Below are 13554 nucleotides of genomic sequence, written 5' to 3'. Positions count from 1 at the left end.
TCCTAAATTCGTACTACATTCAACAAATCGACTTTAGAAATCCACACATATGACCCCCAATCTCGAACCCTTCCTGGAGCTAGACAGCGAAGAGGGCACTAAAAATATGGCGCTGCTGTATCATGCGCTCATTAAGGACTACGCCGCACAGGGGAAGCGCCCGTTCTACACTAGGCTGACTAAGCTGGTGACCAAACACTACACCCTAAATACGAAGGTGGCGATCTCGCGCGGTAAGGCAGTAGGCGAACGCATCCTGAGCGGGGAGGGGCTGCTGGAAAGTGATTCGCTCATTCGCGCCGTAGATACCGCTAAGGTCATTGCCGTGATGTTGCAGCACAACCACGACGTACCCATGCGTCATGTGCGTCAGGCAGTACGTGACATGGGCGCACCCTACTCTAACCTGCTCAGCCTGGAACTCGTGAAGGAAGAACCCACGAGGGCAAAGACTGAAACCGCTGCCGTAGCGCACCGCCGCATTGATAGCTATGTCGTGCAGCCGGGTATGCTATCCGAGAAGCTGAAGGCACTCATTCCCGAACTCGAAGCAGTGGAAAGTCAGAACTATCAGAATGCTATCAACGCCGAAATGACCCGCCTTGATAAGCTGCGGACAGATACCGAAAACCAGCGGTTAAACCTCGCTATGGAAAAACTTCGCACATCGGCCGAAAATCTTTCCCGGTCCATCGGACACTTAAAAAAGGGGGCAAACCGCGAAGAAGGGTTGAAATTGCTACGTGACAGCATTGATGACATAGTTGAGATTCTGCGGTAGGGCCAACTAAATGTTTGGTTTGGTCTATCTTTAGGGGCATAAACCCTTCAACCCCTTATGAACCCTAGCGTCCTCACCCCCAATACCACCCAAGCTGCCCGCAACGTAACCGAAAAGGCTGACCGCATCCTGGCGATTGCTGAAAAGATGGATAAATTCGTTGCAGATGCCGCCAAAAAAGCCAACTAATGGTGCGCATAGTTTGCATAGTTGAACTATAAAGTGTATTTTTGTTCCCATCGGGAGCACGTAAAGCCCCTCTTCGCTTCAGTAGCGTTGCGGGGCTTTTGCTTCCATTCACTGCCCTCGTGGGCGCAAAAGATGGAACTATGTTTAAAATAGGAGATACTGTTTACGACCCCCGGTTTGAGGGCGCGGGGAAGGTGGTGGAAGTATCACATCGCGCCTATAGTGATTATCCTATCACGGCAGAATGGGAGGATGGTAATACAGACTGTTACACGTCTGAGGGCTGTTACGGCTCCGCCAGTGAGCGCCCCATCTTATCCCACACCCCCTGGACCGAACGTGCCGTAACCCGGCGCGCATGGACCCCAGAGAAGGACGAAATAGTCCTGCTGAAGTCCCTGACCTACGGCTGGACTATTGCGCGCTACACCGGCGAGACGCACCCGCCGCTGTTAAATGGCGGTATGACGTACATTCTTGGCCGGGGTAAGGGCCACGACCCCATTCACCGCGAACTGAAGCACATCCGCCCCCTAAGCGATGCGGAAGAACTGCTGGGCAGTCAGGTGGAGGAAGAGAAAGCAGAGCAGCCGGAACAACGGCCCTTTAAGGTGGGGGATCGGGTGGAGTTTCACGGGACTCGTGCCGACAATGCCGCTTCGAGTTGCGGGGGGATACGGGTGGGAAGAATTACGCAGGTGTTTCCATCACTCGGCCGAATTAAGTTTAAGATAGACGGTGACAAATTTGAATGGGCAGCAGCTTCGGACGGTGTAGTCAACGGCTCCTACGAAAATCTCCACATCCGTCACGCCCCCCGCACCCAACGCCCGTTCGGGCCGGAGGATGTAGCCGAACCGTTCGGATGGGATAGTGAGGGCAACCCGGTGATCTGTATTGAGCACGACGCCATAGACAAGACGCTGTTCGTAGTCAGCTCCTCTTTCTCGCACGAGGGATGGATCACCCTGGATGGAAACAAGCATACCAACATAGGCTACCCCCACTGCCCCATAACCCGCACAAAGCCCGCCAAATGAACGCGCCCGACTTTACGGACCTGCCCCACTACCAGGACCAGTATACCCCTAAGCAGCGCGTGTTCTTCCTGCCCCGCGTAAACTCGAAGCACGACGTACAGGAGCCGACGCTAGGCATTGTGGAGGAATACACGGGCGGTTCCTTCCATACGCACCGTATCCGCTTCCGGGGCGGCTCCCAGGACGTTGTAGCGTCCGATATGCGCCCCTATGAGCGCAGTGTGACGCGGCCCTGGGAGATCCTGGTTGAGCGCTACTGCCTGGCCGAGATCGCAGCGGAGGAAGAACCGGACCACCTCATCACCACCTACGAGATCCTGCGGGGGACGGTCGATCACATCGAGGAAGTCATTTCAAACAAAACCGCCGCATGATCTTAACCAACAGTTCCACTCCAAAAGACTACGCAGCAGCCGCCGAGATCCTAGACGCCAGGGTGCGCGATCTCCAACAACTTAAGCGATTTGCGCCCCTTTCGCAGTTGGTGGCCCTGGACCGGCAGCTTCAGGAGGCCAGGAAAAACGCGGCCATCGTGCGTCAGGCAGCCCAAACTTGCCCACAGTGCGTTATTTTTTGAACTGTTTGCCCCTTATAGTTCGCCCATGTCAACTTTAGGGTGTATATTTGTGGAAACGGGGATGCTCCCTGTGGCGGTCGTGAGACACCGCTGATCTTATATACACAGATACTGGTCGGTTAGCCCGACCTAACTTTTGATATTCATATCTGGTCGGCAAGTCTCACACAAGCCATAGAAATGCCCCTACTGTCGCAAGACGGTCGGGGCTTTCTTATTTGTCACACCTTTCTAACTCACCCATGAATCCCTACCGCAAAGTGTACGACGCCGTGAACGCCCAGCTAGAAGCTGCTCAGACGTTTTTCGAAATCGACGCTGCGACGACCAACTTCTATGCCCTCACCCAGGCTATGAATGCTAAAGGACAGGCACACCACCTCAAACAGTGGATGCTCGATGACCTGACTGCTTCGTCGAAGTTCGCCGGTAGGGTAGTGGAGCTGCTGGAAGACCCCCTGGTGGTGTGGGAAGATTAACCGATTTGCTATGACTGTACCATACGCTGAGATACTAGACACCTGCCGTGAATTTGCCCACCAGGGAAGCCCCCCGAACGCTGCATCCGAAAAGCTGTCGGGTATGGTTCGTTTTGATCCTAGCAGTAGGTCCAAAATTGGTGCTGCTCTATCGTACACCTTTCCTACGCACGATTGCTACTTCCGCCATATTAGGGGCCTTACTAATGACGAAAACATTGTCTCATTAGACTTGTGCAAAGAGACTTTCATCACTGCCAAAGAGATAGGGATTCTAGTCAAAATAGTGTACGACCATCACAGGTACGGGGGTTGGCCTACCGTAGGCCACATTAGTGACGGATGCTTTCAGTTAGGCGATAAATGGGCGCAGCTTCTATGTGAATGGCATAGCATGGACTATATAGAATTCGTCGGACTAGACCTACCAAGTTACTCAGACGAATTTGATGATAATTCTATGAGCGCCAATAGCAGCGACGAGTTGTGCCTAAAAAAACCATGCAACCGACACCACGAAATCCGGGTGATAGCCAACTGGATTTCAGTCGATCAGAAAGTAGAATCCTTTCCTACTCTAAAGCCCAAACAAACCTTCATCTACATGATGCGGGACCACCATTCCGGGGCCACGAAGATTGGGCGGTCTAAGCGGCCCACTGTGCGCGAACGCACTCTACAGTCTGAGAAGCCGGACATTGAAATGATAGGCTACTGGCCGGGGACCAATGCCGACGAGATGCGGCTACACGCAATCTATGCCCATAAGCGTGTGCGTGGCGAATGGTTTGATTTGACTGAAGATGAAGTGTGCTCGGTACGCACTTATTGCGAAACCATCCAACAATAGAGCGTAATGACTTGGAAGTTCACTAACATACTACATGGGCCGCGTCTATCGCTGGGTGTTACTCCCAACGAATACTGCGTACTAGATATATACTATCAAAGCCAAACCAGCCCAAAGTACTCTGTAGATGGGTGGTCAGAAAACTCCTACAAACAGATTGGGGCCTTTCTCGGGTTTAGTAAAGGGGCGGTTTTTAAGATGGTGACTCGGTTCGTTGACCTTGGCCTCATGGAGGTTAACCCGGCAAATTCTAAGCAGAAAAGGACAACTGAGGAATGGTATACCATGGCCTATGAAGACGTTTCCAAAGTGAACGCACCCCAACTGGGCGTTTCCAAAGTGAACGCAAAAGTTTCCAAAGTGAACGCTATTCGTTCAATAAGTGAACGCCATATAGAAGAATGTAAAGAAGAAGATAAAAAGAATATAAAGGAAGAACATGTCGAGCTATCGCTCGACGTTTCTTTTCCTAATCAAGGAAGTCAAAGTCCCGATGTAAGCCCGGAGGGTTCCGCCGCGCCTGCTGCACCCGCTACTAAGCCGAAGAGCCTGGATGAAAAGGCACAGTGCGTCCTGGACTACTGGAATTCTACCATCAGAGCAGGGCGTAGACCGTTAACCGGGAAAACACATCGCCAAGAAATAAGAGCACGAATCAACGGTGGCGCAACCTGGTTAGATTGTGTGTCAGTAATCGCGGACAGAGCACTTTGTTGGCTGCACAATCAAGAGATGAAGGATTCGCTCAACCCTACGACCTGCTTTCGCGCATCCAATTTCCCCCGCTACCTCGATCACTGGCTAGACCTACCGGCGCACAAGCAAGCCAAGGTCAAAGACCTGCAATCGTTCTGCTTAGCTCTGCCCCCCGCTACGACTGATGCTCGGAGCTACACCACCCCCTCCACTTCCCCTATTCGCAAAACCTACACTGGCACCCGTCGCCAGCGCGCAAACGCTTCCGCAGCACAATGAGCACCAACCCATCAAACGTCACGGCCTACAACGCCTTACCTGCGCCCTCGACCACTCCGCCCAATGACCGGGACAGTGAGTGGGCCTTAACCGCCGCCCTGCTGGGAGATCCCACCCGCATTCACGACCTCACTCACCTGCGGCCCCTTCACTTCTACGATGTGCGCTTCGCGGCCACCTATGCCGCAATGCGTAGCCTGTCGTTGGATCGCAAGCCGGTTAATATTCTGACTGTGGCTAACGAGTTACGGGCGCAAGGGGAGATGAAGGAAGCCGGGGGGATGGAGATGCTGGACAAGTTACGCCGTACCACCCTACGCTGTGACCTCAAAGCGTGTGAGCTGTCCATCCTGGAACGTTGGCAGCGTCGCGAAGGCCAGCGCATCGGGCAGATCCTTCAGGACGAAAGCGGTACGGTGGAGATGCCTACCTCGGAAACGTTCGCCTACGTAGCCACGCAGCTCGACGCGGTGGCCAACTACGTCAGTGCGGCTACCGCCCCCACGACGCTCGACCAAGTGGAGCAGTTCATCGACTTTGCCGCTAAGCAAGCCGCGATGGGAGACGACGCAAGTTTTCCCCTGTTTGGCATTGAGGCAGTAGACGACCTAGCCGACGTGCTGGGCGGCTCCCTGGTGGTTGTGTCCGGTTCTACGGGTTCGGGTAAGTCCAGTGCCTACAACACGATCCTGAACGCCCGGGTAAATGCCTCTGAGGGCGCTTACTCGTGGAGTGGGGAGAACCCGCCCAGGGTGCAGATTAACCGGCTCATGGCGTCGCGTACCGGCATTGATGCGCGCGACCTGAAGAAGGGGCGCTACCTGGAGCACGAAGACCTCGTGGCGAAGGTAGCAGAGGCCACCTACGTAATCGCCGACAGTGGCATTGTCATCGAGGGCGGGGGGCTGACTGCTGCCCAGGCCATTAGCAAAATCCACTACCTGAAGGCGACGCAAGCTATGCGCGTGTTCCTCTTCGACCGACTGGAACTCATCAATGTGAGCGAACTGAGTCGGGACGTAGAAACCGGGCGGGCCATGCTCATGCAGTCGCTACGGGTGCTGGCCGGTGAGTTGGACGTCATCATCGTCATGGCCTGTCAGTTACGCAAGTCGTACGAAAGTCGGCCCAACCACGAACCGGAGATTGCCGACCTACGCGGTACTTCTGAGATCGGCGACAGTTCTACCCATGTAGTGATGCTGACCCGCCCAGAGTACCACGGACACAGCGAAATGGAGATAAGCCCCGGCAACACGGTTGACTCTGCGGGCATGGGCAAAATGATGGTCCTGAAGAACACAGAGGGCGAGATCGGTAACGTGATTTGCCGCTTCAACAAGACGCTTACCCTGTGGGAATCCTACGACCCAGACGCCTTTGAGGTCAGCCCCTTTCCTAAACAGCCCTACGGAGGGGCAGTAATGCCAAAAATAGAATACAACGATGGAGATCCCTTCTAGCCTTATGCGCGACCTGCTCTACCACTTAGCTGAATCCGGCCCTGTAACTGCTGCCCAATTGCGCGCACAGTGCAACCGCACGGCAGAGGCTACCGGGGACGCCCTGCGCTGCCTGGAGATGGCCGGACTGATCGACCACGAAGACACTAAGTGGCACCTATTGGAGCACGGACAACGCGCCGTAGCAGCCATGCAGGAAGCCCTTGAACCTGACCCTCAACACTAACCGGGCAACGCCCCCTCCTCAAACTATACTAACATGCAACTTTCCCTAATAGATGTTATCGACGATCAACTACCCAACTACAAGGGGAAGGCTATCATGATTGGCCTGTCAGGTGGTATCAACAGCGCGGCTGTACTAGCCTACCTGTCTAAATTTATCGAATACCAGCCGGACAAGCTCTACCTCTACCACGCTAACTTTATCGAGCATAGCCCGGACACCTTAGCCTTCGTGGACGCCTGTGTGGACTATGCCCGCCGCAAGTTCCCTGACGTCCACTACGAGCAGGACGACATAAGCCTACTAGCGCATTTTGAGGAGCAGAAGATTATTTACTCCCCCAAGTTTAGCGGCTGTACCCGGATGCTGAAGATTGCTCCCATGGTGGAGTTCATGCGCCGCCACGACATTGCCATTGATCTAGTGGGCTATGTCCGGGGGGAATATGCCCGGATACAGCGTCAGATTGAGCGCGGGGTAGAGAATAAGGAATACCTTATTTCTCACCTGACCAATGAGGATTGCTTTTCCCTGGTAGCCGATGAGATCGGCTGGTATCCCGACATCTATCACCTGAAATGGAATGACCCCCGCATCCTGCCCTATGTAGCGCAGTACCGCGCCGACCTAAGCGATCAACAGGCCAGTATCATTGAACGCTACGCACGGCGGGGCTACGGCTACGATGGAAGCACTCGGGTATTCAAGCACAACAACTGTTTGCCCTGTAAAAACATGCACCAGTGGGAGCTCTTCATGCTCCGCATATTCTACCCTGGGTATTATGAACGCGCCATGCAGCTCGCCGAACGTATGGGAGGCTACTGGGGGCGAAAGGACGAATCAACGGCCGGCGAAAGCTCAACCTGTACCGTCTGTGCCAACTAAACACTAACCGGGCAACGCCCACAAATAAGCGCATTATGTCATTTGAAATTACCGGAACGCTAGTCAAGAAGTACGAAACCGAAACCAAGGGAGAATCCTTCAAGGTGCGGGACTTTGTTATCAAGGCCGACGACAACGGGAAGTACGACAACTTCGTCAAGTTCCAAACCAGCCAGGACCGCACCGCTATCCTCGACGACTACACGGAAGGCCAGCAGGTCAAGGTCCACTTCGACCTACGCGGGCGGCAGTGGCAGGACAAGTACTTCACCAACCTCAACGCCTGGCGGGTAGAGGCTGTGGGGGCAGATCCGGCGAAGAAAGCGACCAAGCAAGCACCGGAGGAGCTGGTAGCGGAGGATGACGACACGCCCCTTCCATTTTAGCACAAGACCTAAGTGATTCGAGCCCGATCGGTCGCAAACGTGTAGCCGGTCGGGTTATTCACCTTAAATAAACCACCAATGAAAAAAGTCAGCGTAAACGATTACATCAAGGTCAAGCTAAATGATGAAGGCTATGAGCACCGTGCGAAGGTTCATAATGCTTACGCGAACGTCATTACCAGATGGAAGCAGCGGGACGCTGAATACTATCGCTCTAAGGCGGATGAAGACGGCTACACCAAGTTTCAGCTATGGTCATTCGTGGATGAGTTCAGGGACTACTTTCACATAGGCTGCCAACTAGCTTTCGACAACGAGCTGGTCATCGTAGAGAATCCCCACAACTACCCCACCACCCCAATAACGCCCTATGCCCTCGATGCACTAAAGACGTTTGGCAGGGAGCGCGGCGGGGAGTACTGCGACCGCTGGCAGTTCTCCATTATTATGACCGCCCGGCGTAAATGGAGCCTATACCTATTTAATGAAGTAGACGGTGATTTGAACTTCATTAAAGACCTGAAAGACATGGAGGATCTACGCCGGGTCTACCATGCTATTACTGGCCGGGAGTTGGTCTAACTGCCTCATTCACCCCCCTTACAAGCCTCACCTACCCGGTGGAGCTTCTTTTTTAAACTATACACGCTAAAGTTTGCAGGGGCGGACTTCATAGTGTACTTTTGGCGTAGATCAAACTACACGAGATGCCAAATAGAAAAGAATTGTTTGAAAAGACCCTGACTACGCTTATTAGTGCGTGGGAGGATGGGGAGTTGAAGCATGGGACCAGTTGCAAGTGCGCAGTTGGTAACCTGTGTGGGCGGGAATCTACATGGATAGAAGTGGTTGAAGTTGTTGACTGCGATGGCCCTTTAGTGCTAGATCCTAGCGTCGGGGATTCTCACCCCGGAGTAGTTATGATGCGCGCCACTGGCTACACCGTAGAAGAGCTGATGCGAATCGAAAATGTCTTCGAGATGTCCCGGAAGTACGCTCAGTACGCCTCTGAAGAACAGTACAACAGCCTCTGCGCCGTCATCGACGTACTGACCGACATCCACGGCATCGAAGCCCCCAAGAACCAACTCAACGACGTAGCCCGCACGAAGGGGGTGACTAACCTCCAACCTGCATAATGCCCACCTACGCCCCCGCTCCCCCAACCAGCCCCGAAACCCTCGCCAAGTACGCCAGGGTCATCACGGGATACCTCATCAATCGCCGCCCCACGAAGGCCGAAGACATTGCCCAAGCGGTCAGTCTGCCGGTGCGTGACGTGCTCAAGGCGCTCCATAACCACCTGCTGAAGTACGATCTCGTGGTATTTCACTTCAAGTCTGCGAAGTGGAGCCTACCAAAAACACCAGTACAATGAGCGCACTATTCCAAGTAGCAGATGCCTACGCTATGTCCTCCCTCCAATCTGCCCAGGTCGCCCAGCGCAAGACCGCTATTCTCGATCTGATCGCCCTGCACGGCCCCCTGTCTGCTGCTGCGATCAATAGGCACCTCCCCGGCGCGGTCACCAATACGAAGAAGGAAGTGACCTCTAATGCGCTGGCTGAACTGATGAAGGAACTGCCCTATGACCGCCGTAAGAAGGTGTGGGGTGCAAGTGCGGGAGCATGAGAGCCTATACCCCCTGGTCCCTGAAGGAGCGGCAGCTATTGCAACGCGACTATGTAGAACAAGGCGCTACGGCTTGCGCTGAGGCACTAGGCCGCAGTCGCTCTTCGGTGAAGGCGTATGCTATACGAATGGGCTTACGCCGCAGCGGCCCCACCAAGGGCGGAAGGAAGCGCCCGGTCAAGTTCACGGCTAAGGAGATCGCTTACCTGAAGGAGCACTATGCGGACAAGGGGCCGGAGCACTGCGCGTTGCAGTGGAATCGCCCGCGAAAAAGTGTAGTTGCCAAGGCCAATAAGCTGGGGCTGTTCTACCATATGAAGCGCGGGGATGGGATTGCTGTCGGTACGATCACTTTGCGGATCGCCCACGGCGTGAAGCATAAGTTCATCAAGCTATCCCCCGACCACCCCCTGTACGGAAACCGGGGCGCATGGTGCAAACTGCGCCTCTACAACTGGCATGAAGCCTACGGTGCAGTGGCAGATGGCTACCGTGTCGTTTTCCGCGATGGTGACCGAATGAACTGCGAGTTAGCCAACCTTAAAATCCTGTCCCTTTCCGAACACACTGCCCGCGCGGTTGCTCGTGTACCCAAGGCAGTGCAACGCCGCGCCGGTCGCAAAGGGTGGGCTAGCCGGGAGCGTAATCTGCGTAAGCGATTGGGGCTAAAACCCGCTGCGCTATGATTGACCCACACAGCACCGTCTTTAGCTCGCAAACCTGCATGTGGGCTACACCACAGGCCCTATTCGATGAGCTATACGCAGAGTTCGGGTTTGACCTGGACGTTTGTGCAAGCCCCGACAATGCCAAGTGTGAACGCTACTACACCGCAGAAGACGACGGACTACTGATGCCCTGGAGTACCACCAATTGGTGCAACCCGCCCTATGGCAACCGGATAAGCGAATGGTTGGCTAAGGCCCGCCTAACCGCTGCTGAAGGCGGAACTACGGTCTTCCTTATTCCCTCTCGGACGGACGTTCGCTGGTTCCACGAGCATGTATTGGGTGTAGCCTCGGAGATACGATTCATCAAGGGGCGCTTAAAGTTTGGCGATGCTAAGAATAGCGCCCCCTTCCCCTCTATGCTAATAATCTACCGGCCATGAGCACCACCGCCCAACTACAAGCCAGCCTGCTACCCCGCTCTGAGAGCCGCCGCAAGGTCTACCGCACCATCCTGCGCAACCCCGGAAAGACGAACAAGCAAATCGCGGAGCTACTAGGCGAGATCCCCGGCACCGTGTCGGGTCGCGTCACCGAACTCAAAGAGATTGGCTACGTGGCCTCCCGAGAAGCTACCGGTGGTTCCCTGCTGTACGCCATTCAGGACGTGACGGAGCGGTGCAGCATCCAGGCAGCCTACGAACTGGAAAAGAAGCGCCGTAGCCTGGACAAGGTGCGTAAGGAATTGAACGTGCTGCGGCAGGATATGAGTGCTGCCGAGGTCGCCGCTATTCGTGCTACGCTGGAGCGGTTAAAAGCGGAGTTATGAGCAATCTATTCCTCAACGCTGACTGCATGGACCCGGAGGTGGGGCTGCCTAGTCTCCCGTCAGACAGCGTGGACATCATGCCGGTAGATCCGCCATACGGAATTGACTTTCAGTCCGCCTGGCGGACTGAAAGTCAACGGTTCAAAAAGATAGCTAACGACAAGACACCCTTCACCGTGTGGCTAAAGGAAGCCTACCGTGTACTAAAGCCAGGGGGTAGGCTATTCATTTTCTACCGATGGGATGTGGCTAAAGCGTTTCAGGACGCAGCGCAGGAGGCCGGATTCACTGTGGTGTACGAAATGGTCTGGGATAAAGGCAATCATGGGCTAGGCGACCTTAAAGCCTGTCCAGCACCTAAGCACGAAATGTTCCTGTATTGCACGAAGGGACGCTATGAGTTTGAAGGCAAACGCCCTACGTCGATTATAAAGGCCATGCGGGTCAGCGGCCCCGAAATGATACATCCGAACGAGAAACCAGAGTTGCTTTATAAGGCCCTGTACCGCTCGTTCTCTGCCGGTGTCCCTGTTGTCGTTGACCCTTTCGCAGGGTCCGCCGCATCACTTCGCGCTGCCGAATCCATGGGCTTCAACTACGTAGGCTACGAACTAGACCCCGACTACTACGCTGCTGCTCAAGCGCGCATGGCTAAGGGTATCCAAATGCAGCTCCTATGACCCACTACAACACTGCTAAAGAACGCCGCACAGCCTCTGCCTTGCAAATCTACCCCGACAAGCCCCTGGCAGAACTATGCCGCCCACCCCTATGCCGCAAAGACCGCGAGGCGATCCGGCTCATTATGCACGAAGGTGGACCCATGTTCTGTCAGCCCATGCTAGAGCACCTGTTTGGACTACCCAAGAGCATTACCCTCAGCCCCCCTATACGACCCACGTGGATAACCTAGCCCGCCACCTTCCTGCTCCAGCCCTTACCGCAGCGGTCAATCCCGACGTTAGCCGCTTGGTGGATCTCATCTTAGACGCTGCCTACGACAAGGCCATAGCTGAAGAACTCGCTACCTTGACTGACGAACAACACAACGCCAAGTGAGCAAGATTACCGACCACCACCGCATGATGCCCCTTGTCCGGGTCAGCTCGAAGAAGCAGGACCAAGGGAGCAACGAATGCCAGGACAACAACATCGTAAACGTCTACCGCGCCGCTGTTCCTACGGGTAAGGTCATGAACAGCGTAGTCCGTATTCAGAGCGGACGCGAAAGAGATCCCGCCGTACTGGATGAGCTACACACGAAGTTAGCCCGTTCTAATCGCGGTGCAGTAGAACCCCTAACGCTAGTCATGGTGGACACCTGGGACCGCTACTTCCGCAATGTGGAGGCCGGGTGGTTCTATATCCGTAAGTTCCAAAAGATCGGTGTAGAGGTCAACTGTGCGACCCGGTGGATAGACTTTGATGACCCCTACTCGAAGCGGAGGCTAGGCGATGAACTAGCACAGGCAGAACAGGCCAGCAACGACATTAGCCAGCGTAGTAAGACCCGCTACGCCTACCACGTTAAGGACGGCACCTACTGCGCTGCCCGTGTTCCGGGCATCTTCCGCCGCCGATGGATCACCCGACTACCTAAGGTCTACGTCATCGACCCCACTGACCGACTCCCCGTGTTTCAACAAGCCGTAGCCCTTATTCTGGGTGGGGTAGGGGTGAAGGCTGCCTGGGAGGACCGGGGAGGACGTGACGTGCTGGGTAGCGAAGACAGCTTCCGCGAACTGCTGACCAACGAAATTATCATGGGGCGATACCGGGGCCAAGTGGTAGCTGTTCCTTTTGTGCTCGATGAGGCCACCTACCACGCCCTACAACGCGAACTCGCCCGCCGTAAGCCGGTCAGCCGTGCCGGGAAGACGCTGCATAAGTTCTACCTGAAACCTTCTCTACTTTGCCCCAAGTGTGGTAAGGTGCTCACCAGTGACCCGGCTAAGTCAGGACGCAACCCCTACTACACCTGTTTCCATTCCCAGCCCCGGCACTACCGCATCCCCATTGCCGAGGTTCACCAGCCCTTTGATGAAATGCTGGCCGAGCTAACCCTCCAGGCTGACGTAGCCCGCCTAGCCGGTAAACGTGCCGTGGAGCGATCAGAGCGCGACCGTGCCGGAGCGGAGGCCGACGTAAAGCGGCTAAGGGGTGAACTCAAAAAACAGCAGGGAGCCGAAACCAATGCGCTGTTCCTCCTAGCCGATGGAACAATCAGTGCCGCCCAATTCAAGCTACTGGAAGGACGCAAGGCCGGAGTAGCTGCCGAACTACGCGCCGCTGAAGCAATGCTCGAAGCACACGGGCGCATCCTGGAGAACGTACTCCAATCCCTGCAACGGGTAGGTATGATCTTCAAGCAGGGCGTGAATCGGATACAGCTATCGCACTTTACGCGCATGGCCTTCCCGGATGGGTTAGTTTTTGACCGAAAAAACCGTACCTTTCGTACCACGAGTTTGAACGCCGCATTGGGCCTAATCCCCGAACTGTCAGGGAGTTGCACCAAACTAAAAACCCGGCCACCTTCACTAAGTGAAAGCGACCGGGTAATGAGCGGAT

22 protein-coding genes are annotated in these 13554 nt (G+C 55.0%); all 22 read left to right on the top strand.

All coding sequences use genetic code 11. The features are described from left to right. Window positions 1–49 precede the first annotated feature (49 nt). Window positions 50–781, top strand: coding sequence for a hypothetical protein (locus MJQ68_RS17520; protein WP_238752465.1), 732 nt, complete (start codon window positions 50–52; stop codon window positions 779–781). Between the two features lie 57 nt (window positions 782–838). Next, window positions 839–970: a hypothetical protein gene (locus tag MJQ68_RS17955; RefSeq protein ID WP_264759019.1), complete on the top strand. Its 132-nt coding sequence runs from the start codon at window positions 839–841 to the stop codon at window positions 968–970. A 464-nt stretch (window positions 971–1434) separates the two neighbouring features. Then, window positions 1435–2010, top strand: coding sequence for a hypothetical protein (locus MJQ68_RS17515; protein ID WP_238752464.1), 576 nt, complete (start codon window positions 1435–1437; stop codon window positions 2008–2010). After that, window positions 2007–2384 carry a hypothetical protein gene (locus MJQ68_RS17510; RefSeq protein ID WP_238752463.1) on the top strand — a complete coding sequence of 126 codons (378 nt, stop codon included), beginning with the start codon at window positions 2007–2009 and terminating at the stop codon, window positions 2382–2384. The genes MJQ68_RS17515 and MJQ68_RS17510 overlap by 4 nt, the downstream gene beginning before the upstream one ends. Beyond that, window positions 2381–2587, top strand: a complete 207-nt coding sequence (locus tag MJQ68_RS17505; protein WP_238752462.1) for a hypothetical protein — start codon at window positions 2381–2383, stop codon at window positions 2585–2587. Before MJQ68_RS17510 ends, MJQ68_RS17505 begins: the two co-directional genes overlap by 4 nt. Window positions 2588–2829: 242 nt before the next feature. After that, window positions 2830–3066 carry a hypothetical protein gene (locus tag MJQ68_RS17500; protein ID WP_238752461.1) on the top strand — a complete coding sequence of 79 codons (237 nt, stop codon included), beginning with the start codon at window positions 2830–2832 and terminating at the stop codon, window positions 3064–3066. Between the two features lie 394 nt (window positions 3067–3460). After that, the gene (locus MJQ68_RS17495) at window positions 3461–3916 is read left to right on the top strand and encodes a GIY-YIG nuclease family protein (protein ID WP_238752460.1); all 456 of its coding nucleotides are present in this window, start codon (window positions 3461–3463) and stop codon (window positions 3914–3916) included. Between the two features lie 285 nt (window positions 3917–4201). After that, window positions 4202–4891, top strand: coding sequence for a conserved phage C-terminal domain-containing protein (locus tag MJQ68_RS17490; RefSeq protein ID WP_238752459.1), 690 nt, complete (start codon window positions 4202–4204; stop codon window positions 4889–4891). Beyond that, the gene (locus MJQ68_RS17485) at window positions 4888–6354 is read left to right on the top strand and encodes a DnaB-like helicase C-terminal domain-containing protein (protein ID WP_238752458.1); all 1467 of its coding nucleotides are present in this window, start codon (window positions 4888–4890) and stop codon (window positions 6352–6354) included. Before MJQ68_RS17490 ends, MJQ68_RS17485 begins: the two co-directional genes overlap by 4 nt. A 4-nt stretch (window positions 6355–6358) precedes the next feature. Then, on the top strand, window positions 6359–6580 hold the full coding sequence (locus MJQ68_RS17480; RefSeq protein ID WP_238752457.1) for a hypothetical protein: 222 nt from the start codon (window positions 6359–6361) through the stop codon (window positions 6578–6580). A gap of 33 nt (window positions 6581–6613) precedes the next feature. After that, a complete protein-coding gene (locus tag MJQ68_RS17475) occupies window positions 6614–7468 on the top strand; it encodes a hypothetical protein (RefSeq protein ID WP_238752456.1) in 855 nt (284 codons plus the stop codon). A gap of 35 nt (window positions 7469–7503) precedes the next feature. Continuing rightward, complete coding sequence (locus MJQ68_RS17470) at window positions 7504–7854, top strand: DUF3127 domain-containing protein (RefSeq protein ID WP_238752455.1); 351 nt, start codon at window positions 7504–7506, stop codon at window positions 7852–7854. A 78-nt stretch (window positions 7855–7932) separates the two neighbouring features. Further along, window positions 7933–8436, top strand: a complete 504-nt coding sequence (locus MJQ68_RS17465) for a hypothetical protein (protein ID WP_238752454.1) — start codon at window positions 7933–7935, stop codon at window positions 8434–8436. Between the two features lie 338 nt (window positions 8437–8774). Next, window positions 8775–8993: a hypothetical protein gene (locus tag MJQ68_RS17460; protein ID WP_238752453.1), complete on the top strand. Its 219-nt coding sequence runs from the start codon at window positions 8775–8777 to the stop codon at window positions 8991–8993. Next, window positions 8993–9232 (top strand): hypothetical protein, encoded by a 240-nt coding sequence (locus tag MJQ68_RS17455; protein ID WP_238752452.1) that lies wholly within the window; start codon window positions 8993–8995, stop codon window positions 9230–9232. Before MJQ68_RS17460 ends, MJQ68_RS17455 begins: the two co-directional genes overlap by 1 nt. Further along, window positions 9229–9486, top strand: a complete 258-nt coding sequence (locus MJQ68_RS17450; RefSeq protein WP_238752451.1) for a hypothetical protein — start codon at window positions 9229–9231, stop codon at window positions 9484–9486. Before MJQ68_RS17455 ends, MJQ68_RS17450 begins: the two co-directional genes overlap by 4 nt. Then, window positions 9483–10172: an HNH endonuclease family protein gene (locus MJQ68_RS17445; protein ID WP_238752450.1), complete on the top strand. Its 690-nt coding sequence runs from the start codon at window positions 9483–9485 to the stop codon at window positions 10170–10172. The genes MJQ68_RS17450 and MJQ68_RS17445 overlap by 4 nt, the downstream gene beginning before the upstream one ends. Continuing rightward, a complete protein-coding gene (locus MJQ68_RS17440; RefSeq protein WP_238752449.1) occupies window positions 10169–10597 on the top strand; it encodes a phage N-6-adenine-methyltransferase in 429 nt (142 codons plus the stop codon). Before MJQ68_RS17445 ends, MJQ68_RS17440 begins: the two co-directional genes overlap by 4 nt. Beyond that, on the top strand, window positions 10594–10983 hold the full coding sequence (locus MJQ68_RS17435) for a winged helix-turn-helix domain-containing protein (RefSeq protein ID WP_238752448.1): 390 nt from the start codon (window positions 10594–10596) through the stop codon (window positions 10981–10983). The genes MJQ68_RS17440 and MJQ68_RS17435 overlap by 4 nt, the downstream gene beginning before the upstream one ends. Next, entirely contained in the window at window positions 10980–11663 is a 684-nt protein-coding gene (locus MJQ68_RS17430) for a DNA-methyltransferase (protein ID WP_238752447.1), read from the top strand. The genes MJQ68_RS17435 and MJQ68_RS17430 overlap by 4 nt, the downstream gene beginning before the upstream one ends. Window positions 11664–11883: 220 nt before the next feature. Next, the gene (locus MJQ68_RS17425) at window positions 11884–12042 is read left to right on the top strand and encodes a hypothetical protein (RefSeq protein ID WP_238752446.1); all 159 of its coding nucleotides are present in this window, start codon (window positions 11884–11886) and stop codon (window positions 12040–12042) included. Beyond that, window positions 12039–13554, top strand: a 1516-nt coding sequence (locus MJQ68_RS17420) for a recombinase family protein (RefSeq protein WP_238752445.1), incomplete at its 3' end; no start/stop codon positions are given. The genes MJQ68_RS17425 and MJQ68_RS17420, both read left to right, overlap by 4 nt.

The organism is Neolewinella maritima (assembly GCF_923081025.1).
Lineage (GTDB): Bacteria > Bacteroidota > Bacteroidia > Chitinophagales > Saprospiraceae > Neolewinella > Neolewinella maritima.
This window is presented reverse-complemented; position numbering and strand designations above follow the sequence as displayed.